Annotated in this window: 19 protein-coding genes; 9 read left to right on the top strand and 10 right to left on the bottom strand. The window is 67.0% G+C overall.

Annotation, left to right across the window (positions count from 1 at the left end):
* Positions 1-43 precede the first annotated feature (43 nt).
* From glyS to folP, 5 genes are all read left to right on the top strand, one after another.
* Positions 44-2,203 (top strand): glycine--tRNA ligase subunit beta, encoded by a 2,160-nt coding sequence (gene glyS, locus G568_RS0109330; RefSeq protein WP_425423404.1) that lies wholly within the window; start codon positions 44-46, stop codon positions 2,201-2,203.
* Positions 2,204-2,410: 207 nt separating this feature from the next.
* Entirely contained in the window at positions 2,411-4,924 is a 2,514-nt protein-coding gene (locus tag G568_RS0109335; protein ID WP_245582926.1) for a putative PEP-binding protein, read from the top strand.
* 156 nt (positions 4,925-5,080) lie between these two features.
* Positions 5,081-5,704 carry a cell wall hydrolase gene (locus tag G568_RS0109340; RefSeq protein WP_026757774.1) on the top strand — a complete coding sequence of 208 codons (624 nt, stop codon included), beginning with the start codon at positions 5,081-5,083 and terminating at the stop codon, positions 5,702-5,704.
* Between the two features lie 149 nt (positions 5,705-5,853).
* A complete protein-coding gene (locus tag G568_RS0109345; RefSeq protein WP_026757775.1) occupies positions 5,854-6,777 on the top strand; it encodes a dihydroneopterin aldolase in 924 nt (307 codons plus the stop codon).
* A 29-nt stretch (positions 6,778-6,806) separates the two neighbouring features.
* On the top strand, positions 6,807-7,826 hold the full coding sequence (folP, locus tag G568_RS0109350; protein WP_026757776.1) for a dihydropteroate synthase: 1,020 nt from the start codon (positions 6,807-6,809) through the stop codon (positions 7,824-7,826).
* On the opposite strand, the gene G568_RS0109355 is transcribed toward folP, so the two are convergent.
* Both G568_RS0109355 and ilvC read right to left on the bottom strand, forming a co-directional pair.
* A complete protein-coding gene (locus tag G568_RS0109355) occupies positions 7,783-8,715 on the bottom strand; it encodes a DMT family transporter (protein ID WP_026757777.1) in 933 nt (310 codons plus the stop codon). The two genes, folP and G568_RS0109355, sit on opposite strands and share 44 nt — an antisense overlap.
* A 172-nt stretch (positions 8,716-8,887) precedes the next feature.
* Complete coding sequence (gene ilvC / locus G568_RS0109360) at positions 8,888-9,910, bottom strand: ketol-acid reductoisomerase (RefSeq protein ID WP_026757778.1); 1,023 nt, start codon at positions 9,908-9,910, stop codon at positions 8,888-8,890.
* Positions 9,911-10,056: 146 nt separating this feature from the next.
* Here ilvC and G568_RS0109365 point away from each other — a divergent pair, with 146 nt between their 5' ends.
* Together G568_RS0109365 and G568_RS0109370 are read left to right on the top strand one after the other, a co-directional pair.
* A complete protein-coding gene (locus G568_RS0109365; RefSeq protein WP_026757779.1) occupies positions 10,057-10,512 on the top strand; it encodes an Lrp/AsnC family transcriptional regulator in 456 nt (151 codons plus the stop codon).
* Positions 10,509-10,967 carry an Lrp/AsnC family transcriptional regulator gene (locus G568_RS0109370; protein ID WP_026757780.1) on the top strand — a complete coding sequence of 153 codons (459 nt, stop codon included), beginning with the start codon at positions 10,509-10,511 and terminating at the stop codon, positions 10,965-10,967. Before G568_RS0109365 ends, G568_RS0109370 begins: the two co-directional genes overlap by 4 nt.
* A gap of 91 nt (positions 10,968-11,058) precedes the next feature.
* Here G568_RS0109370 and G568_RS0109375 read toward each other — a convergent pair whose 3' ends face one another.
* The 3 genes from G568_RS0109375 to G568_RS0109385 all read right to left on the bottom strand — a co-directional run bounded on the left by G568_RS0109375 (position 11,059) and on the right by G568_RS0109385 (position 13,371).
* Complete coding sequence (locus G568_RS0109375; protein WP_026757781.1) at positions 11,059-12,261, bottom strand: UbiH/UbiF family hydroxylase; 1,203 nt, start codon at positions 12,259-12,261, stop codon at positions 11,059-11,061.
* 93 nt (positions 12,262-12,354) lie between these two features.
* Positions 12,355-12,603, bottom strand: a complete 249-nt coding sequence (locus tag G568_RS18625) for a hypothetical protein (RefSeq protein ID WP_037373962.1) — start codon at positions 12,601-12,603, stop codon at positions 12,355-12,357.
* Positions 12,604-12,726: 123 nt separating this feature from the next.
* Positions 12,727-13,371 carry a pyrimidine 5'-nucleotidase gene (locus tag G568_RS0109385; RefSeq protein WP_026757782.1) on the bottom strand — a complete coding sequence of 215 codons (645 nt, stop codon included), beginning with the start codon at positions 13,369-13,371 and terminating at the stop codon, positions 12,727-12,729.
* A gap of 148 nt (positions 13,372-13,519) precedes the next feature.
* Between G568_RS0109385 and G568_RS0109390 the strand changes: the two genes are divergently transcribed.
* On the top strand, positions 13,520-14,173 hold the full coding sequence (locus G568_RS0109390; protein ID WP_026757783.1) for a GntR family transcriptional regulator: 654 nt from the start codon (positions 13,520-13,522) through the stop codon (positions 14,171-14,173).
* On the opposite strand, the gene G568_RS18630 is transcribed toward G568_RS0109390, so the two are convergent.
* Positions 14,107-16,014 (bottom strand): glycosyltransferase, encoded by a 1,908-nt coding sequence (locus tag G568_RS18630; protein WP_245582924.1) that lies wholly within the window; start codon positions 16,012-16,014, stop codon positions 14,107-14,109. The two genes, G568_RS0109390 and G568_RS18630, sit on opposite strands and share 67 nt — an antisense overlap.
* 180 nt (positions 16,015-16,194) lie before the next feature.
* Positions 16,195-17,355 carry a glutamine-hydrolyzing carbamoyl-phosphate synthase small subunit gene (gene carA, locus G568_RS0109400; protein ID WP_026757784.1) on the bottom strand — a complete coding sequence of 387 codons (1,161 nt, stop codon included), beginning with the start codon at positions 17,353-17,355 and terminating at the stop codon, positions 16,195-16,197.
* A gap of 201 nt (positions 17,356-17,556) precedes the next feature.
* Here carA and G568_RS0109405 point away from each other — a divergent pair, with 201 nt between their 5' ends.
* Positions 17,557-18,015 carry a GatB/YqeY domain-containing protein gene (locus tag G568_RS0109405; RefSeq protein WP_026757785.1) on the top strand — a complete coding sequence of 153 codons (459 nt, stop codon included), beginning with the start codon at positions 17,557-17,559 and terminating at the stop codon, positions 18,013-18,015.
* 180 nt (positions 18,016-18,195) lie between these two features.
* Here G568_RS0109405 and G568_RS0109410 read toward each other — a convergent pair whose 3' ends face one another.
* The 3 genes from G568_RS0109410 to G568_RS0109420 form a co-directional block, all read right to left on the bottom strand.
* Positions 18,196-18,690 carry a DUF2244 domain-containing protein gene (locus G568_RS0109410; protein WP_026757786.1) on the bottom strand — a complete coding sequence of 165 codons (495 nt, stop codon included), beginning with the start codon at positions 18,688-18,690 and terminating at the stop codon, positions 18,196-18,198.
* A gap of 48 nt (positions 18,691-18,738) precedes the next feature.
* Entirely contained in the window at positions 18,739-19,518 is a 780-nt protein-coding gene (xth, locus tag G568_RS0109415; RefSeq protein WP_026757787.1) for an exodeoxyribonuclease III, read from the bottom strand.
* 77 nt (positions 19,519-19,595) lie between these two features.
* On the bottom strand, positions 19,596-19,919 hold the full coding sequence (locus G568_RS0109420) for a HesB/IscA family protein (protein ID WP_026757788.1): 324 nt from the start codon (positions 19,917-19,919) through the stop codon (positions 19,596-19,598).
* Positions 19,920-19,957: the final 38 nt, after the last annotated feature.

Consider the following 19,957-nt stretch of genomic DNA (forward strand, 5'->3'; position numbering starts at 1 on the left):
TGATCTTCTCATCGAACTGTTTTCCGAGGAAATCCCCGCCCGCATGCAGGCCCGCGCCGCGCAGGACCTGAAGGCGCGCATGACCGACGCCCTCGTGGAGGCCGGATTGACCTACGCAGGCGCCGTCGCGCATCACACGCCCCGGCGGCTTGTCCTTTCCGTTCAAGGGCTTCTGGACCAAAGCCCCACCTTGCGGGAAGAGCGCAAAGGCCCCCGGGTGGATGCGCCCGAAAAGGCGGTCGAGGGGTTCTTGCGCGGCGCCGGGATCGACCGTTCGCAACTGCAAGAGCGTGACGACAAGAAGGGCCGCGTCTATTTCGCCGTGATCGAGCATCCGGGCCGCCCCGCCGCCGAGATCATCGCAGAAACCCTTGAAAACGTTGTGCGAAACTTCCCTTGGCCGAAATCGATGCGGTGGGGAGCCGGGAGCCTAAAATGGGTGCGCCCGCTGCATTCCATCCTGTGCATCCTGACTGCCGACAGCGGTGAGGCGCAGGTTGTACCGCTGGATATCGACGGTATCAAGGCGGGCGATACCACATATGGGCATCGTTTCATGGCGCCCGACGGCTTTGCCGTCACCTCGTATGACGATTACACCGCCAAGATGCGCCGTGCGCGCGTCATGCTGGACGCGGATGAACGTGCCGGCCACATCTGGCAGGAAGCGCAGAATATCGCCTTTTCCCAAGGGCTTGAAGTGGTCGAGGACAAGGGCCTACTGGCCGAGGTCGCGGGCCTGGTGGAATGGCCTGTGACGCTGATGGGGGAGATCGACGAGGAATTCCTCGACCTGCCGCCGGAGGTGCTGCAAACCTCTATGAAGGAGCACCAGAAGTTCTTTTCGGTAAGAAACGTACAAAACGGCGATTCGGCGGGCGGAATTGTACGGTTCATCACGGTTGCCAACATCGAGACGCCCGATCACGGCGCGACGATCCTTGCGGGCAACCAAAAGGTGCTGTCGGCGCGGCTGGCGGATGCGAAATTCTTCTGGGAGAACGACCTGCGCATCGTGCGCGACAAGGGGCTGACCGGCATGGCCGAGGGGCTGTCTGATGTCACGTTCCACCGCAAGCTGGGATCGCAGGCCGATCGCGTCGCGCGGATCACCGCGCTGGCGCGCGAGATCGCGCCGATGGTGGGCGCCAAACCCGACCTGGCCGCCGAGGCCGCGCAGATCTGCAAGGCGGACCTGCAATCGGAAATGGTGGGCGAGTTTCCAGAGTTGCAAGGCGTGATGGGCCGCTACTATGCGCAGGCCGCCGGCCACGACGATGGCGTGCCCGAGGCGTGCGAGATGCATTACAAACCTTTGGGGCCGGGGGACACGGTGCCGACCGAGCCGGTGAGCGTGGCGGTGGCGCTGGCCGACAAGATCGACACGCTGACGGGGTTCTGGGCGATCGACGAGAAACCGACCGGCAGCAAAGACCCCTACGCGCTCCGCCGTGCGGCCTTGGGGGTTATTCGGTTGGTGTTGGCGAACGGGTTGCGGGTTGAGTTGGCTAGCACGCTTGTTAGACCATATCACCAAAACATTCGTGCAGCTTTGGAACGACACGGAGCTATTCCAGCTGAAGAACTAAACCTCCCAGAACTGAGCTTTGATAAGGTCGGTTTGGTAGAACGGTACCAGGAGTCAAAAGAAGGAGGAACCGAAGATGTACCAGCAGTTGACGACCTCCTCGCCTTCTTCCACGACCGGCTCAAGGTGCACCTGCGCGACGAGGGTATTCGGCATGACGTGATCGATGCCTGCCTCGCGATGGACGGCAACGACGACCTGACGCTGCTGGTCAAGCGGGCCGAGGCGTTGGCGGAGTTTCTCAAGACCGACGATGGCGAGAACCTGTTGCAAGGCTTCAAGCGGGCCAACAACATCCTGACCCAGGCCGAGGAGAAGGACGGCGTCGAATACTCGTTTGGCGCGGACGTGAAATTCGCCGAGGTCGAGGAGGAGCGCGCGCTGTTCGACGCGCTCAAGGCTGCGGACGGGGCGATCAAACCCGCGATGGAGGCCGAGGATTTCGCCGCCGCCATGGCCGCGATGGCCGCGCTGCGCCCGGCGGTGGACGCGTTTTTCGAGGCGGTGCAGGTCAATGCCGAAAACCCGGTGGTGCGGCGCAACCGCCTGAACCTGCTGGGACAGATCCGGGGAATCTGCTTGGCGGTGGCCGATCTGACCCGCGTCGAAGGGTAGGGCACGGGCGTTTCCCGTGTGAGGGGGCGCTGCCCCCACCGCGCCGGGGCGCGGCCCCCCGGAGTATTTTGGGCAAGATGAAGCATGGGGCGGCTTTGCGGGGGCTTTGATGGTGACCCAGAGCGGGCTTGCCTTGCGGTTCAGCGCGGTTATGCTGCGCGTGAACAGATAGGTGCCGCAGTGCAGCAAGACGACCCCGATATCACGATGGTCACGGCCGATGCGCCGATCGATGCCACCACCCATGGCGGGCGGGCGAAATGCCTGCAACGCCTTGTGCGGCTGGATCTGCCGGTGCCGCGGACCGTCGCGCTAAGCTTTGAGGCGGTGCGCCGGATCGCGGGCGGCGAGATGCCCGACATGGGTGCGCTTTTGGCGCCGTTCGGGGCGGCGCCGCTTTTGTGTGTGCGGCCGTCGTCGGAGGACCCCGATTGGGGTGGTCCGGGGGCGGTTTTGAACATCGGGATGAACGAAGCGCGCTATGCGGTGTTGTCCGAGCAGTTGGGCCGCGCGCCGGCGGCGGCGCTTTATCAGCGGTTCGTGCAGGCCTACGCGGTGCACGTGGCGCGGCTGGATCCGGACATGTTCGAGGACATCGGTGAGGATGGGCCAGAGGGCCTGGCGGAGGTGCTGCGCGCCTATGAGTTGGAGACCGAAGAGCCGTTCCCGCAGGAGCCGCAGGTGCAGCTGGCCGAGGTTCTACGCTCGATGGCGCGGGCCTGGGCGGGGACGACGGCGCGACTGCTCCGGCAGGCCAAGGGAGCGCCGGCCGATGCCGGTTTGGGCCTTGTGGTGCAGGCGATGGCGTTTGGCATGGGGCAGGGGGAATGCGGATCGGGGGTGATGCAACTGGTCAATTCGCAGACCGGGCTGCGCCAGATCACCGGCCGCTACCTGCCGCAAAGCCAGGGGCGCGATGCGTTGCAGGGCGGCGATGCCGCGCTGTTCCTGGAGCGGGACGCGCGCGGTGCCTCGCTGGAGGAGCGGGCGCCGGAGGCGTTTGCCGAGTTGAAGCAGCACGCCGGCCTGATGCGCGCGCGCCTGCGCGAGGAAATGCAGGTGGAGTTCACCATCGAGGACGGGCGGGTGCATATCCTTGACGGGGTGCGCGTGGCCCGCAGCGCGCGGGCGGCGGTGTCGATCGCGGTGGCGTTGGCCGAGGACGGGATCATCGCACGGCAGGAGGCGTTGATGCGGATCGATCCGCGTTCGCTCAATGAGCTGCTGCACCGGCAGATCGATCCGGAGGAAGAATGCGATATCCTCGCCCACGGCATCGCCGCCAGCCCCGGCGCCGCGTCGGGGCGGATCGTGTTCACCGCCGCCGATGCGCAGGCCTCGGCCGCGCGCGGCGAGCCTTGCGTTTTGGTGCGGCGCGAGACCTCGCCCGAGGATATCCGCGGCATGCATGCGGCGGTTGCCGTCCTGACCGAGCGCGGCGGCATGACCAGCCACGCGGCGGTGATCGGGCGGGGCATGGGCTTGCCTTGCGTGGTGGGCGCCAGCGATCTGACCTTTGATTTGCGGCTGCGCACGCTGGGTGCACCCGACGGGCGCCGCTTTGCCGAGGGCGACGTGATCACCATCGACGGCACCAACGGTGCGGTGATCGCGGGCGAGGCGCGGATGCTGGAGGCGGCGCAGGGCGACGCGTTCCAGACCTTCATGGCCTGGGCCGATGCCGAGCGGGACATCGGCGTGCGCGCAAATGCCGACACCGCTGCCGACGCGCAGACCGCCCGCAATTTCAAGGCGCAGGGTATCGGGTTGTGCCGGACCGAGCATATGTTCTTTGAGACCGACCGCCTGACGGTGATGCGCGAGATGATCTTTGCCGATGCGTCCGAGGATCGGCGCGCGGTGCTTGAGCGGCTGTTGCCGATGCAGCGCGAGGATTTCATCGCTCTCTTCCGCATCATGCAGGGGCAGCCGGTGTGCATTCGCCTGTTCGACCCGCCCTTGCACGAGTTTCTGCCCTCCGACAGGGCGGGGCATCTGGAACTGGCCGAGGCGCTGGATCTGCCGCTATCGGACGTGACGCGGCGGGTCGAGGCCTTGGGCGAATACAATCCGATGCTGGGCATGCGCGGCGTGCGGCTGGGGATCACCGTGCCCGAGATCTACGACATGCAGGCGCGCGCCATTTTTGAAGCCACCATCGAGGCCAGCCGCGAGGGCGATCCGGTGGTGCCCGAGATCATGATCCCGCTGGTCTCGGCCAAGCGCGAGGTCGAACTGGTCAAGACCCGCGTCGATGCCGTCGCGGCGCAGGTGCGCACGCAAACGGGGCGCGATTTCACCTATCGGCTGGGTGTCATGGTGGAAACCCCGCGCGCGGCGCTGCGCGCGGCCGAGATCGCGCCGCACGTGTCGTTTTTGTCGTTCGGAACCAATGACCTGACCCAGATGACATATGGCCTGTCGCGCGACGACGCGGGGCGGTTCATGTCCACCTACGTGCAGCAGGGCGTGTTCCCCGAGGACCCGTTTCATACCCTCGATACCGAAGGGGTCGGCGAATTGTTGCAGATCGCGGCGGAAAGGGGTCGCGCCGCGCGGCCCGATCTGGTCTTGTCGATCTGCGGTGAACATGGCGGCAGCCCCGAATCAATCGCGTTTTGCCGCGATGCGGGGTTCGACTACGTGTCCTGCTCGCCCTTCCGCGTGCCGGTGGCGCGCCTGGCGGCGGCGCAACTTGCGCTGCTGGAAAAACACGGCTGACGGGGCGAAAACCCCGGCAGGACAGGGCTTTTCGCGGTGCAGCGACAATGCGCCGCGCGTGCAGGCGTGGGCGATGGTGGACTTGGCGCCCGATTTTCGCTACCAAGATAGGCTGCAGTCACGGGTATATGACGAACCTCAAGGGGGGGTGTTGGCATGCGCATGGGTTTGGCGGCGCTTTTCGCGCTGGTCATGGGGACGTCCGGTGCGTTGGCGGAAACGCCACTGACCGACGTGTTGCTCAAGGAAAAACAGGGCCTGAAATCGATGCGTGGCGCGCTTCTTGAGCAGATGCTGCTGCGCGACGAAGGGCCGGCAGGCGCGCGTTACTCGCAGGGCTGGCTGGACAAGCAGCCGGCGGCGAAGGGCGGCCAGCAATGGCAATGCCTGACCGAGGCGCTGTATTTCGAGGCGCGCGGCGAAACCGTCATGGGGCAATTCGCCGTTGCCGAGGTGATCATGAACCGCGCCGAAAGCAGCCGTTTCCCCGGGAGCGTCTGCGGCGTCGTCAAGCAGGGCGCCGGTCGCGGCGTGAACCGCTGCCAGTTCAGCTATGCCTGCGACGGCCGACCCGAAACCATGTCCGAGGCCGAGGCGGTGAAACGTGCTGGCAAGATCGCGCGCATCATCGTTGATGGCGGCCCGCGCCCCCTGACCAAGGGGGCGACGTATTACCATGCCAAGTGGGTCTCGCCGCGCTGGTCGCGCAAGTTTGCACGCACCGCGACGATCGGCGTGCATCATTTCTACAAGCCTGCGCTGGAAATCTCGCAAAACTAGGCCCGGTATGGGCGGCAAGTGGCGCATTTGCGGCTTCTTGCGCCGCAAAGGGTCTTGCCGTGCGCGGCGTGGGCAGTAGGGTGCGGCCAAACCAACGCACTGACCCCTGCGCCCCCACCCATGCACCGGGCGCGCGACCGGAGGCCGCCATGAGCAACGAGATTAAATGGGCCTTCGGCCACCCCGCGGAACGGGCCGAGGCGACCGCGGATAGTACCATGCTGGACAGGATTTCCCTGCGCGATCATATCGTCGAGGTCGAGATCGGAGCCTTCCAGGCCGAGCGCGGCACAACGCAGCGGATTTGCTTCAACATCGTGGTCGAGGTGCGCCCGATGCCCGCGGGGGGGGCGGAGGACGACGTGGATCGCATCCTGTCCTACGACAAGGTGACCGAGGCGATTGCGCATGAACTGGCCGAGGAACGCCTGAACCTTCTTGAGACGCTAGCCGAGCGTGTCGCCGAGCGGATCTTGCAAGAGCCACAAGCCGCCCGCCTGTTCGTGCGGATTGAAAAGCTTGATCGCGGCCCCGGCGCGCTTGGCGTCGAGATCGTGCGCGAGGCGGGCCGACAGCAGCCCGCCGGGCTGCCCGATGACCGGCCCCACCCGCAGTTGGTTTACCTGTCCAACGCGGCCATCGCCTCGCCGCACCTGGGCGCCTGGATCGATCAGCTCGAGGCCGAGCACCGCCCCACCATCCTGTGCGTGGGCCCGGCGGACGTGCCCGCCCCGCAGGCGGGCGCGGCGATGGCGCAGCGGCGGATCGACCTGCTGGCGATCGAGCAGAACGCCTGGGTCCTGGCGGGGCGCGATGCGCGCTGCGTCGTGGTCAATTCGCGGACCGAGCTGGACTGGTCCATGCGCCATGACCAGATCAGCGTCTGGGCCCCCTCCAAGATCGTGCTGGACGCGGTCGATGGCCCCTCGGCCAGCCCGCGCGACGCGCTGGCGTTGGTGCTGTGGTTGGCGCGGCAGATGGAGGCCGCCGACATGGTTGTGATCGGCGAGGAACTGCCCGATGCGCCGGACCTGCCCCTGCGGGCCGTGGGCGCGGACGTGCGGGTGTTGTAACGCCCGCGCGAAACGGGCAAGAGACGCGCATGAGCCAATATTACCGCCCCATCGCACAAACCGATCCGCACCGCCCCGCGGGCGCAATGACGCTGGCGGGGGGCTGGACCTGGTTCGACCGGGTCGAGGTATTGTCGCGCGAGGCGCCGCCGCGCCTGATCCCTGCCGCCGATCTGCCGGACGGCGCGCGCGCCCGGCTTTGCGCCCCGCGCGAGGCGATCGCGGGCATGGCGATGGATGCGCCGCGCCTGATGGGCATCCTCAACATCACCCCCGACAGCTTCTCGGACGGGGGCGCGCATTTCGCGCCTGACGCCGCGCAGGCGCACGCGCGCGCAATGGCGGAGGCGGGCGCGGACATCATCGACGTGGGTGGCGAATCGACCCGCCCGGGCGCCGACGAGATCGCGCCGGACGAGGAACAGCGCCGCACCGCGCCGGTGATCGCGGCGATGCGCGCGGCGGGCCTGCGCACGCCGATCTCGATCGACACGCGCAAACGCACGGTGGCGCAGGCCGCCGTGGCGGCGGGCGCGGACCTGGTCAATGACGTGTCCGGGTTCACATTCGATGAAACCCTTGCGGGCTATTGCGCCGAGGCGGGCCTGCCGGTCTGCGCCATGCACACGCAGGGCAATCCGCAAACCATGCAGCGCGATCCTCGCTACGGCGACGTGGTTCTGGATGTCTATGATTTCCTGGCGGACCGGGTTGCCGCGCTGGTGGCGGCGGGCATTCCGCGCGCGCGTATCGTGGTCGATCCGGGCATCGGCTTTGGCAAGACGCAGGCACATAACCTTGCCCTGCTGGCGCGGCTGTCGGTGTTTCACGGGCTGGGCTGTGCGGTGCTTCTGGGTGCCTCGCGCAAGCGGTTCATCGGCGATATCGGAGCGGCGGCGCCGGGGGCGGCGCGGGTGCATGGCTCGATCGCGGTGGCGCTGGCGGGCGTGGCGCAGGGGGTGCAGATACTGCGCGTGCACGATGTGGGCGAGACGCGCTCGGCGCTTAACCTTTGGCAGGCGGTTGAGGCGGGCGGCGGCGCGCGCTGAAGAGGGCGCGCAGGCTGTTCCATTGGCTGATCGCGAGGCCGGTCAGGATCAGCACCAGGGCGACGAAGAACCGCGCCGGTAGCACCTCGCCCAGTAGCAGCGTGCCGAACACCATCGACCACAGCGGCACCTGGTAATTGACCAGCGTCATGAACACCGATCCGGCGCTACGGATCACGTTGACCCGCAGCAACGTCGCCAGCGCCGTGGGCACCAGCCCCAGGAACACGATCGCCAGCCCGCTGCGCGGCCCGGTCCAGTCCGGCACACCCTCCACCAGCAGCATCGTCGGGATCATCACCGTCGCGCCCACGCTCAGCGTCACCGCCGCCATCGTGAGCGGGTCCACCGGCGGGCAGCGCCGCGTCAGGATCGACGCGATCGAGTAGCTGAGCGCGGCGCCGATGCAGGCCAGTTGCCCCAGCACCGAGATATCGCTGCCGATGGCGCGCAGGCCCGGCCCGATCAGAACCGCCGCCCCGACAAAGCCGGTGCACACGCCGATGATGCGCCGCAGGTGCATCGGCTCGTCCGAGAACACATGCGCCAGCGGCAGCACGAAAAGCGGCATCGCCGCCATCGAAATGCCTGCAAAGGCCGAGGGCACGTATTGCTGCCCCCAACTCAGCAGGAAAAACGGCAGTGCCGTGGCCATCACGCCGATCGCCGCAAGGTATGCCCAAAGCCGCGCGCCCCCGGTGGGCATTGGCCGCCGCCGCGCGCGCATCAGCCCCAGCAGCGCCAGCGCCCCCAGCGAGGTGCGCGCGCAGGCCACCGTCAGCGGCCCGTACCCCTCCAGCGCGATGCTGACCACCATGAACGTGCCGCCCCATATCAGGCCGAGCGCGGCGATGGATAGCCAGTTGGAGAGGGTGGGGTGCGTTGTCATGATGCTCGATAAGGGTATGGCGCCGCCGGGATGTCCTCAGGGGGCTCTGCCCCCGCCGCCTGCGGCGTCTCCCCCGGGATATTTTGGGCCTGAAGAAACACCGACACCCCGTGCGGGTGAAAAAGGGGCGGCCCAGCACGGGCCGCTCCGGTTGTTCATGCGCAAGCGGCGATCAGTTGCGCGACTTGTCTACCATCTTGGCCGCGCCGATCCACGGCATCATCTCGCGCAGCTTGGCGCCGACCTGCTCGATCTGGTGCTCGTCGTTGAGGCGGCGCGTGGCCTTGAAGCTGGGTTGCCCGACGGCGTTTTCCAGCATGAAATCACGCACGAACTTGCCGCTTTGGATGTCGCTCAGCACTTCTTTCATGCGCTTCTTGGTCTCGTCATAGGGCAGGATGCGCGGGCCGCTGACATACTCGCCATACTCGGCGGTGTTCGAGATCGAGTAGTTCATGTTGGCGATGCCGCCCTCGTAGATCAGATCGACGATCAGTTTGACCTCGTGCAGGCACTCGAAATAGGCCATCTCGGGCTCGTATCCCGCCTCGACCAGCGTCTCGAAGCCCATGCGGATCAGCTCGACCAGGCCGCCGCACAGAACCGCCTGTTCCCCGAACAGATCGGTTTCGCATTCCTGCCGGAAGCTGGTCTCGATCACGCCCGAACGGCCGCCGCCGATCGCCGAGCAATAGCTCAGGCCCAGCTCAAGCGCCTTGCCGGTGGCGTCGTTTTCCACCGCGACCAGGCAGGGCACGCCGCCGCCCTTGACGTATTCGCCGCGCACGGTGTGGCCGGGGCCCTTGGGCGCCATCATCAGCACATCGACGCCGGGCTTGGGCTCAATCAGGCCGAAATGCACGTTGAGGCCGTGGGCAAAGGCGATCGCCGCCCCCTCGCGCAGGTTGTCATGGACATACTTGCGGTAGGTTTCCGCCTGCAATTCGTCGGGCATGGTGAACATGATCAGATCGCACCACGCGGCCGCCTCGGCGATGCCCATGACCTTGAGGCCCTCGCCCTCGGCCTTGGCCGCCGATGCCGACCCCTCGCGCAGGGCGACGACGACGTTCTTGGCGCCGCTGTCGCGCAGGTTCAGCGCGTGCGCGTGGCCTTGGCTACCATAGCCGAGAATGGCAACTTTCTTGTCCTTGATCAGGTTGATATCGCAATCGCGATCGTAATAGACGCGCATGGGTTTTCCTCCGGTCTGCTTTCGGGTTGGGTGTTCGTCTTGCGCCAACGCTACGCCTGCGCGCGGCGATTGCGATTTCGTATTTTTAGGATATTGTGCGATTTCAAGAAGAACAATGCGCGAAACTTGGCAGTACCGGAAAAATCATGCTGGATGATGTGGATCGGCGCATATTGCGCCAGTATCAGCGCGCGCCCGAGTTGACCCTCTCGGCGTTGGCCGAGCGCTGTGCGATCACGCAGGCGACTTGCTGGCGGCGGCTGGAGCGGATGCAGGAGGCGGGCGTGATCCGTGGTCAGCAGGCGGTGATCGACTGGCGTGCCATGGGCTACGAGGTGGAAGTGTCCTTGCGCATCACCCTCGACAAGACAGCGCCGCGCGCCTTTGACGAATTCCTGGCCGCCGCGCGCGAGATCCCGCAGGTCCTGGAAATCCAGACATTCCTTGGCCGCGTGGACCTGCGCCTTTCGGTGATTGCCCGCGACATGGCCGATTATCAGCGCCTCTATCGCGATCATATCCTGACCCTGCCGCATATCGCCGATATCGAGGCGCTGATGCACGTGGCGCGGATCAAGTCCGACGAGGTGCTGCCGGTATGATTGATCTGGACGACATGGATCGCGCGATCCTGCGCCGGCTGGTGGTGGACGCCACCCAAGGCGCGGGCGCGATTGGGCGCAAGCTGGGCCTGTCGCAGCCGGCGACATGGCGGCGCATCCGGCGGCTACAGGACGCCGGCGTGATCAAGGGGCGGCAATTGCTGCTCGACCGCGAAAAGCTGGGCTTTGGTGTGACCGTGTTCCTGGGTGTGAAGCTGGCCACCAAGGGGCGCGTCAGCCTTGAGGATTTCGAGCGCGCGGTCACCGCCATCCCCGAGGTGCAGACGGTCGAGCATATCCTGGGCCTTTATGACTACCGCCTGCGGGTGGTGGCGCGCGACATCTCGGATTTCGAACGGGTCTTGCGCCGGCGCATCATGACGCTGCCGGGCGTAGGCGACGTGGAGGCCAATGTTCTCCTGACCGAAGAACGCCGCCCCGGCCCCATCGCCTGAGACAGGACAGTACCCTGCACTTCATCTTGCCCGAAATACTCCCGCCGGAGGCGTCCGCCGTCCGCCACACGCGCCGCCCGCTCGCAAGCCCCTAAACCCGCGCGCCAAGGCCCATCTGCATCATCGCGCGGCGCACCGGGGCCAGCGAATAGATCGCGTTGAGCCCCATCGCGCGCGCATCCCGCAACGGCCGCGCGTGCATCTGCGAGGCGCGGTTCAGCAGGTCGATCCCGGCGGCGCGGGCGCAGACCTCGGCGTGGCGCTGGCGGTGGTAGGCGTCCATCATCGCGCCGTCGCCCAGCCGCGCGGGCGCGGCCTCGGCCAGTTCCAGCAGGGCGCGCATGTCGGCCAGGCTCATGTTCAGGCCCTGCGCCCCGATCGGCGGCACCACGTGCGCCGCCTCGGCCACCAGCGCGACGCGCTGCCCCGACATCCGCTTGGCCACCTGCGTGATGATCGGCCATACGCTGCGCCGCGACGCCAGTGTAAGCGGCCCGTATAGATGCGCCGAGCGGGCGCTCATCTCGGCCTCGAACTCGGGCACCGGGATGCCTGCAAGGCGCAGGGCCTCGGGCCCGTCCTCCATCCACACCACCGCCGACGACGGCAGCCCCTCGTGATCGGGCAGCGGCACCAGGGTGAACGGCCCGCCCGAGCGATGGATCTCGGTCGAGACGTTGTCATGCGGGATCGGATGGGTGACGGCAAACGCCAGCGCCTTTTGGCCGTAGCGGGTCGTGCTCACGTCGATCCCGGCTGCCCGTCGCATCGGTGAGGCGCGCCCATCCGCCGCGATCACCAGCTTGCAGCGCGTGATTTGCCCGTCGTCAAGGGTGACGCGGGCCTCGCTCTCGCGGGTGAAAAGGGCGCGGGTGCCGGTACCGGGGCGGAAATCGATGTTCGGCAACTCGTCCAGCCGCGAAACCATCTCGCGCCGCAAAAGCCAGTTGGGCAGGTTCCACCCAAATGGCCGGTCCGAGATGTCGGAGGAATTGAAATCGCGCACAAGGCGCGGCTCGGGCGCCTCGCCCCCGGCGTCGACAATGCGCATGGTTCGTAGTTCGGCCGCATGCGGCGCAAGGCGCGGCCACAGGCCCGCGCGGTCCAGAAGCGCCTGCGCGGGTTGCAGGAACGCGGTCGTGCGCAAGTCCGATCCGGCGGCGTCGCGCTCGGTCACCGGTGGGGCGGGATCGACGCAGAGGACGCGAAATCCCGCCGTGCCGAACAGCGCCGCCGCGCTTAGCCCGGCAACGCCGCCGCCCGAGATGACGATGTCATGATCCGTGCCTGGCATGGTGCGTGCCCTCCTGCGCAAAGCCTGAGCCCGAGATGTAGCGCGCCGCGCGCGCCGAGCCAAGCGCAAGCCGCGCAATAGGGCGCGCGGCGCTCAGCCCCGGGTGATCAGCAGCAGCAGCGTCCAGATCACCGGCACCAGTGCCACCGCAGGCAGGTAAAGGCCGGGGATTCCCCACAGCGCGACCGAGCCGCCCCACAGCGCCAGGAACCCCAGCACTGCAAGGATGATAAACCCGTCGCGGCGGGTGGTGCTGTCTTGTGCGCCGTGCGCAGCGGGCTGCGCGCCGGGGGCGGTGTCAACGGTGCTGTCGGGGGTCAGTGCCGGGTCGATCTTGCTCATTTTCGGGGTCCTTTCAGGGAAAACTGCATGCGCCCCAGATAACAAGTTAACGGTCAAGGAAAAGGCGCATCTTGCCGCAGTGCGACAATGCGCGCAGGGGGACGGGGCCGCGCCCGATCTGCCTCAGACCAGCCGCGCCAGGAACCCGCTCAGATCATTGGTATGGTGGTGGATATGCGGCGCCCCCAGTGGCGCGTCGGCCACGTGCACCGTGCGCATGCCCAACCGGTGCGGTGCGGCCAGGTTGCGGGCGTCGTCCTCGAACATCGCGGCGGTCTCGGGGCGCAGGCGGTCGCGGGCGAACACCGCGCCGAATGCGCGCGGGTCGGGCTTGGGGTGGAACCCGGCATGCTCGACCCCGTAGAGCGCATCGAACACCCCCGACAGGCCCCGCGCCGCCACCACCCGTTCGGCATAGGGCGCGCTGCCGTTGGTGTAGACGATCTTGCGCCCCGGCAGGGCCCGGATGCGCGCGGCCAGGTCCGGATCGGGCGTCAGCGCGCCAAGGTCGATGTCGTGCACCTCGACCAGGTACTCGGCCGGGTCCAGCGCATGCTCGTGCATCAATCCCGCCAGCGTGGTGCCGTAGTCCCGCCAATAGGTGTGGCGCAGGTGATCGGCGCGCTCGCGCGGCACGCCCAGCGTTCGCATCACGAACGCGGTCATGCGTGTCTCGATCTGGTCGAAGAGCCGCGCCCGCGGCGGGTAGAGCGTGTTGTCCAGGTCAAAGACCCAGCCGGTCACATGTGAGAAATCCTGCCTTGGCATGGCGGCACGTTAGCGCACCCGAATGCAAACCTGAAGCCCCCGCACATACCCCCCGCATACACCCCGCATTCCGCGCCGCGCCCGATATCCGGGTTGATTGCCCCTCAAGGGGGCCTTAGGGTGAGGCGTTCAAGCGGAGACGCCCCTCATGAAAGATCACGGAACCGTGCAAAAAGACGCCTATACCCTTATCCTGGAGGCGATAGATACCGGCATATACCGCCCCGGCGACAGGTTGGTGGAAAGCGATCTGGCCGATCGGTTCGGGGTGTCGCGCACCCCCGTGCGCGAGGCGTTGCAGCGTCTTGAGACGCAATCGCTGCTCACGCGCGACGGGCGCAGCCTGATCGTGGCGTCGCTCGATCACAACCAGCTCAGCGAGCTATACGTCGTGCGCGCCGAGCTGGAGGGCCTCGCCGCGCGCCTGGCCGCGCGCCACGCCACCGAGGAAGAGGTGCGCGTGCTGCGCGACATGGTCGAAGAGGATCGCGCGCTACTGGATGATCCCAGCGCCCTGGCGCGCGCCAACCGGCGGTTTCACAAGCAGATCCACCTTGCCTCGCACAACCGGTACCTGGTGCAGCAGCTTGACCTCGTGCACCGCTCGATGGCGCTGATGGCGACCACCTCGCTGGCCGCCGAGGGGCGCGGCGAAAAGGCGCTGGCCGAACATGACGCCATTGTCGCCGCGTTCGAGGCCCGCGACGAGGAGCGCGCCTATACCGCCCTCAAGGATCATATTTCCAAGGCGTTCGTGACGCGGCTCAAGCTCGATTCAGGGGCGCTTGGCGCATTGGACTGAGGCCGGATCGACCCCGCGCTTTGCAGGAAATGACCGTGCTGCGTCTTGTCCCAGTAGAACGGTGCGGCGACCAATTCATAGAGCGCCTTGTACGCCGCCAGCACTCCCAGCGGGTAATAGAAATGCAGGCTCGGCACCCATTTCAGCAAATGCCGGTGCGCGGGGCCCGAGACCGCCACCAGGCCGGCGATGATCGTGATCGTCTCGATCCCGATGAAAAGAGGCCAGAGCGCCGCGGTCAGTGCCCCGGGCAACACGCCTGCGAACGGGTGCGGCAACCCAAGGAAAACAAGCCAGAATGACCACAGAAGCGGCGCCAGGAAAAACTGCGACAGCGCTGTGATGAAATGCGTCTGGAACCCCATGAACCGCCACGCCCCCAGTTCCCGCAGGAGGGTGCGTGGGCGGCGCATATGGACCAGGTAGGTCACCATGTACCCCTTGAGCCAGCGCGAGCGTTGCTTGACCCATGCCCGCGGATGACAGGCCGCCTCCTCGTGCGTGGCGGTGGCGATCATCTCGGTCCGGTAGCCGTGCCGCGCCAGGCGAAAGCCAAGATCGGCATCCTCGGTCACGTTATGCGCGTCCCATCCGCCCAGACGCTCCAGCGCACAGCGCCGGAAAAACAGCGTCGTGCCGCCCAGCGGTATGGCAAAGCCCAGCCGCCGCATCCCCGGCATCATCACCCGGAACCACGTCGCGTATTCCACGGTGAAACAGCGCGCCAGCCATGTTTGGCGCGGGTTGTAGTAATCCAGAACCCCTTGCAGGCACACCAGGCCGGGCGGCGCATCGGCGAAGCGGCGCGCCACGTGGTCGATCTGGTCGGGGGCGGGCGCATCCTCGGCATCGAAAATGCCGATGATATCGCCCCGGCAGAAATCCAGCGCATAGTTCATCGCGCGCGGCTTGGTTCTCGGCTGGCCATCGGGCGCCACGATCATGCGCATCCACGGCGGCAGGTTTGCCCCCGCCAGCGTTTGCCGCGTCAGGGTATCGGTCTCTTCAAGGACCAGAACCACCTCAAGCAGGGCCTTGGGATAGCGCAGCCGCGCCAACCGCGCGACCAGCGCGCTCGCCACCTCGGTCTCGCGAAACAGCGGCACCAGGATCGATACGCGAGGTAGCAGGGCGGCTTCGTGTGCGGCTTCGGCGGTATCATCGCGCGGCGCAGGCCCGCGCGGTGCCGTCGCCCATGACACGAACGCCGCCGATTTCATCGCCGCCCCGACAATCAGCGTGAAACACGCCCACAGCATCAACGCCGTCAGCGCCTGAACCGGAAACGCCGCCACCACGGCCCCCAGCGACAGGCACGCAGCAGCGGTAAGTCCCATGCGCCGCCGCCCGCCGCCCGTCCACCGGCGGCAGCTTTCGCCCTCGGGCACCCGCGCGGCGGCGGCGCAGGTCAGCGCCGGGCGATATAGCTGCGCAAGGATCGCCTCGATCCGCCGCTGCGGCGCGATCACCGGCGCGGCGCCGTGAAAGACGGTCGGCAGCATCCGCAGCCGTTCGGCGAATTCCTCGGGATGCGCGGTGGCGATTCTCATCCGCCCATCCGCGCCCCATCCCAGCGGCAGAAGCCCGGCCCGCAGCCACACGCGCGGCGGCGCCTGCCGCATCAGGCCGCGCGCGGGCACATCCATCGCCAGCGCGCTGACCCGCGTGTCCAGCCATATCGCCTGCGCCCTGTGCAAGTCATCCGCCGCGACCATCCCCTGCGCGATCAGGACATCCGACAAGGTACAGCCAAGGCGCGCCGCCTCGGCCCGCGCGGCCCGGGCCTGCGCCGCGCTCAGGACCCCGTGATCGACCAGAACCCGCGCCAGCGGCGGCTGCACGCGCGGCGCGGGCAGGGCGGCCCGCGGCGGGGAGGCTGAGGGCTGCGAAAGAGGGCTTGTTAGGGTTTGCGCGCGGGTCATCCTGCCTGTCTCTTCGGTGCCGTTTCAAAGTGAACGGGTTACCAAAAGGTTGAGGCAGAATGGTTAATGCAGTGTTAACAGGAACTTGGAGGCCACTCTTTAGGCCGGCGCGCGCTCGGCCATCGAGGCGGTAAACCGCTCGAACAGGTAGAAACTGTCCTGTGGGCCGGGGCTGGCCTCGGGGTGGTACTGCACCGAGAACACCGGCCGGTCGGTCAGGCGCAAACCGCAGTTCGATCCGTCGAACAGCGACACGTGGGTTTCCTTGACACCGTCGGGCAGGCTCTGGCTGTCCACGGCAAAGCCGTGGTTCATGCTGGTGATCTCGACCTTGCCGGTCTCCAGGTCCTTGACCGGGTGATTGGCGCCGTGGTGGCCGTGGTTCATCTTGACCGTCTTCGCCCCCAGCGCCAGCGCCAGCATCTGGTGCCCAAGGCAGATCCCGAACACCGGGAGGCCGCGCTCCAGCACGGCGTTGATCATCGGCACAGCATAGGCGCCGGTCGCCGCCGGATCGCCCGGCCCGTTGGACAGGAATACGCCGTCGGGCTCATGCGCTAGAACTTCTTCGGCGCTGGCGGTGGCGGGCAGGACCGTCACGTCGCACCCCGCAGAGGCAAGGCAGCGCAGGATGTTGCGTTTCGCGCCGTAATCGATGGCGACGACGCGGTGGCGCGGCGCCTCCTGCCGGCCGAATCCGTCTGGCCAGGCCCAGCGCGTGGTGTCCCAGCGGTAGCTCTGCGCGCAAGTCACCTCGCGCGCCAGGTCGACCCCCTCCAGCCCGGCAAAGCCGCGTGCGGCGGCGACCAGCGCGGCGATGTCGAAATTGCCCTCAGGGTCATGCGCCAGCGCCACATGCGGCGCGCCTTGCTGCCGGATCGCGCGGGTCAGGCGCCGGGTGTCAACGCCGCCGATCGCGATCCGCCCGCGCCGCGCCAGCCAGGCCGACAGCGTCTCGGTCGCGCGCCAGTTGCTCGGCTCGGTCGGGTTCCACTTGACCACCATGCCTTCGGCGACGGGCTCGGCGGTTTCATCGTCGTCGGGGTTCACGCCGACATTGCCCACATGCGGAAAGGTAAACGTCACGACCTGCCCGGCATAGGACGGATCGGTCATGATTTCCTGGTAGCCGGTCATCGCCGTGTTGAAACACAGCTCGGCCTGCGTTTGGCCGGTGGCGCCAAAGCCGTATCCGTAAAACAGCGTGCCGTCAGCAAGGGCAAGGCAAGCGGTCGGGTGGGATTTCTGGGATTGGGCCATGGCAGATCTCCGGGGGCGTGCGTGGCGGTTTGCCGTCTCCTACGTGCGCGGGCGTGCGGGGTCAAGGGCCCGCGCGCGCCCGCGCACGTTCCCGGGGCGCTTTATAACAAGGGGCTGCGCCGCCTCGCGGCCTGTTGAAACCCGGCCGCGCATTGGATACTGTCGGCGGTCTCGGAAAAACCCTGATGGGATAGGATCACGATGGACATGCGAGACCGGATCAGCACGGCCCTGAAACAGGCCATGCGGGACAAGGCGACCAACAGGTTGTCAACGCTGCGGCTGATCAATGCGGCGATCAAGGACCGCGAGATCGCCGCGCGCGGCGGCGATGGCGACGGCGCCATTGGCGATAGCGAGATACTGACAATCCTTGGCAAGATGGTCAAACAGCGCCAGGAAAGCGTCCGCGCCTACGAGGAGGGTGGCCGCCTCGACCTGGCCGAATCCGAGCGCGCGGAAATCGCCGTGATCGAGGAATTCCTGCCCCGGCAACTGGGCGACAAGGAAATCGCCGAGGCGATCGACAAGGAAATCGCGGCTTGCGGCGCCAGCTCGATCCGCGACATGGGCAAGGTGATGGCAGCGCTCAAGGCGCGGTATACCGGGCAAATGGATTTCGGCGTCGTCGGGCCGATGGTCAAGGACCGCCTGAGCTAAGCCAGCGGCCACCGCGCGCGACATGGGGGCTCTGCCCCCGCCGCCTCCGGCGCCTCCCCCGGGATATTTCAGGCCAGAAGAAATACAAAGAAAGCTCCAAGGGGCTTCTTCTGGCCATAAATATCCTCGCCGAAGGCATCCGGCGGCCCAGCCTGCGCTGCGCTGTCGGGCTGAGTGCCGTCAGGCGCCGCGCGCCGTGCGCAGGGCGTCCGACAGCTCGCCATAAAGCGCCTTGCGCTCGTCCTCGGACAGGAACGCGCCGATTTCCACTTCGCGGCCCTCGCCCTTGAGGGTCAGGTAATGCGCGACCGGGCCACCGGTGGCGTGCAGCGTTGCGCGCGCCCAGTAGCTGTTGCAGTCCCATTCGCGCCGCTGGCCACGCGGTTCGGTGCGCAGCAAGTGGATGTCCTGCGGCCCGATGGTCAGCTCTTCGCGGATGTCGGCATCGCGGTAGGACCGCTCCAGCCCCCACCACAGTCCCGCCACCGCCAGCAGCACGAACGGCAGCAGCCCCCACAGAAGCACCGTGCCCAAAAGCGGGTAAAGCGGCACCGTGATCAGGGCGAATGTCGCAAGGATAAAGGCCGCGAATCCCCGCCGCGGCAGCGAGCGGTGCGGCCAGAGCGTCAGGCGCCGGGTGCCCGTCGTGGGCTGATCTGTCCATTCATAGGGCATAGGGATGTTTTAGCGTTGACTGGGCGGCGGGAAAGGGCGCGGGGCCGGTCAGGCGTCGAGCTCGACCCAGATCGGCACGTGATCCGACGGCTTTTCGCGGTCGCGGATATCGCGGTCGATCCGGCACTCTGTCAGCAGGTCGGCCGCTTGCGGGCTAAGCAGGATGTGGTCGATGCGTATGCCGTGATCGCGCCGCCACGCGCCGCCCTGGTAATCCCAGAACGTGTAGTGCCCCGGCCCCAGGGTGCGGGCGCGGAACGCGTCGGTGAAGCCAAGGTTGAGCACCCGGCGGAACGCGTCGCGCGCCTGCGGCAGGGCCAGCGCATCGTCGGCCCAGGCCTCGGGGTTTTTGGCGTCCTCGTCCTGGGGGATGATGTTGTAATCGCCCGCCATCACCACTGGTTCTTCGCTGTCCAGAAGGGCGGCGGCGCGATCCTTCAGACGCGCCATCCATGCCAGCTTGTAATCGAACTTGGGCCCCGGCGCGGGGTTGCCGTTGGGCAGGTAAAGCGCGCACAGGCGCAGCGCGCGGGTCCCGACGACCGTGGCCTCGATCCAGCGGGCCTGCTCGTCCTCGTTATTGCCCGGCAGGCCGCGGCTGATGTCTTCCAGCGGCAGTTTCGACAGGATCGCAACGCCGTTGAACCCCTTTTGCCCGTGGGTCGCCACGTTGTAACCCATGTCCTCGAAATGCTGGGCGGGAAAGCCTTCATCGACGGTCTTGATCTCCTGCAGCAGCGCAACATCGGGCTGCGCCTCCTGCAGCCAATCGGTGAGGGCGTTCAAGCGGGCCTTGATCCCGTTGATGTTGAATGTGGCGATTTTCATGGGCGGCATCCTGTTGTCGCGTGCCCCTTGTTATCGGGCAGGCGTGCGCGACGTGCAACCGCCCCGGCGCTGGCGGGTCAGATCGAGAACGACGTGCCGCAGCCGCAGGAACTGCTGGCGTTGGGGTTGTCGATGGTGAACCGCGCGCCGATCAGTTCTTCGGTGAAATCGATGGTCGCCCCCGCCAGGAAGGGCATCGAGACGGAATCGACCACCACGCGCTGACCGTCCTTTTCCAGGACCACGTCATCGTCTGCCGGCTGATCCAGCCGGATGTCGTATTGGAACCCCGAACAGCCCCCGCCCTCGACCGCGACGCGCAGGGCCTGCCCCTGATCGGCGGCGCCAATCTCGCACAATCGAGCATAGGCGCGGTCTGTCACCTTGGGCGGAAGTTGCATGGCTGCTCTCCTGACGGTTTCGCATTTGTCATGAATGG

Origin of the sequence: Sediminimonas qiaohouensis DSM 21189, from assembly GCF_000423645.1 — a bacterium.
In the GTDB taxonomy this organism is placed as follows: Bacteria; Pseudomonadota; Alphaproteobacteria; order Rhodobacterales; family Rhodobacteraceae; genus Sediminimonas; species Sediminimonas qiaohouensis.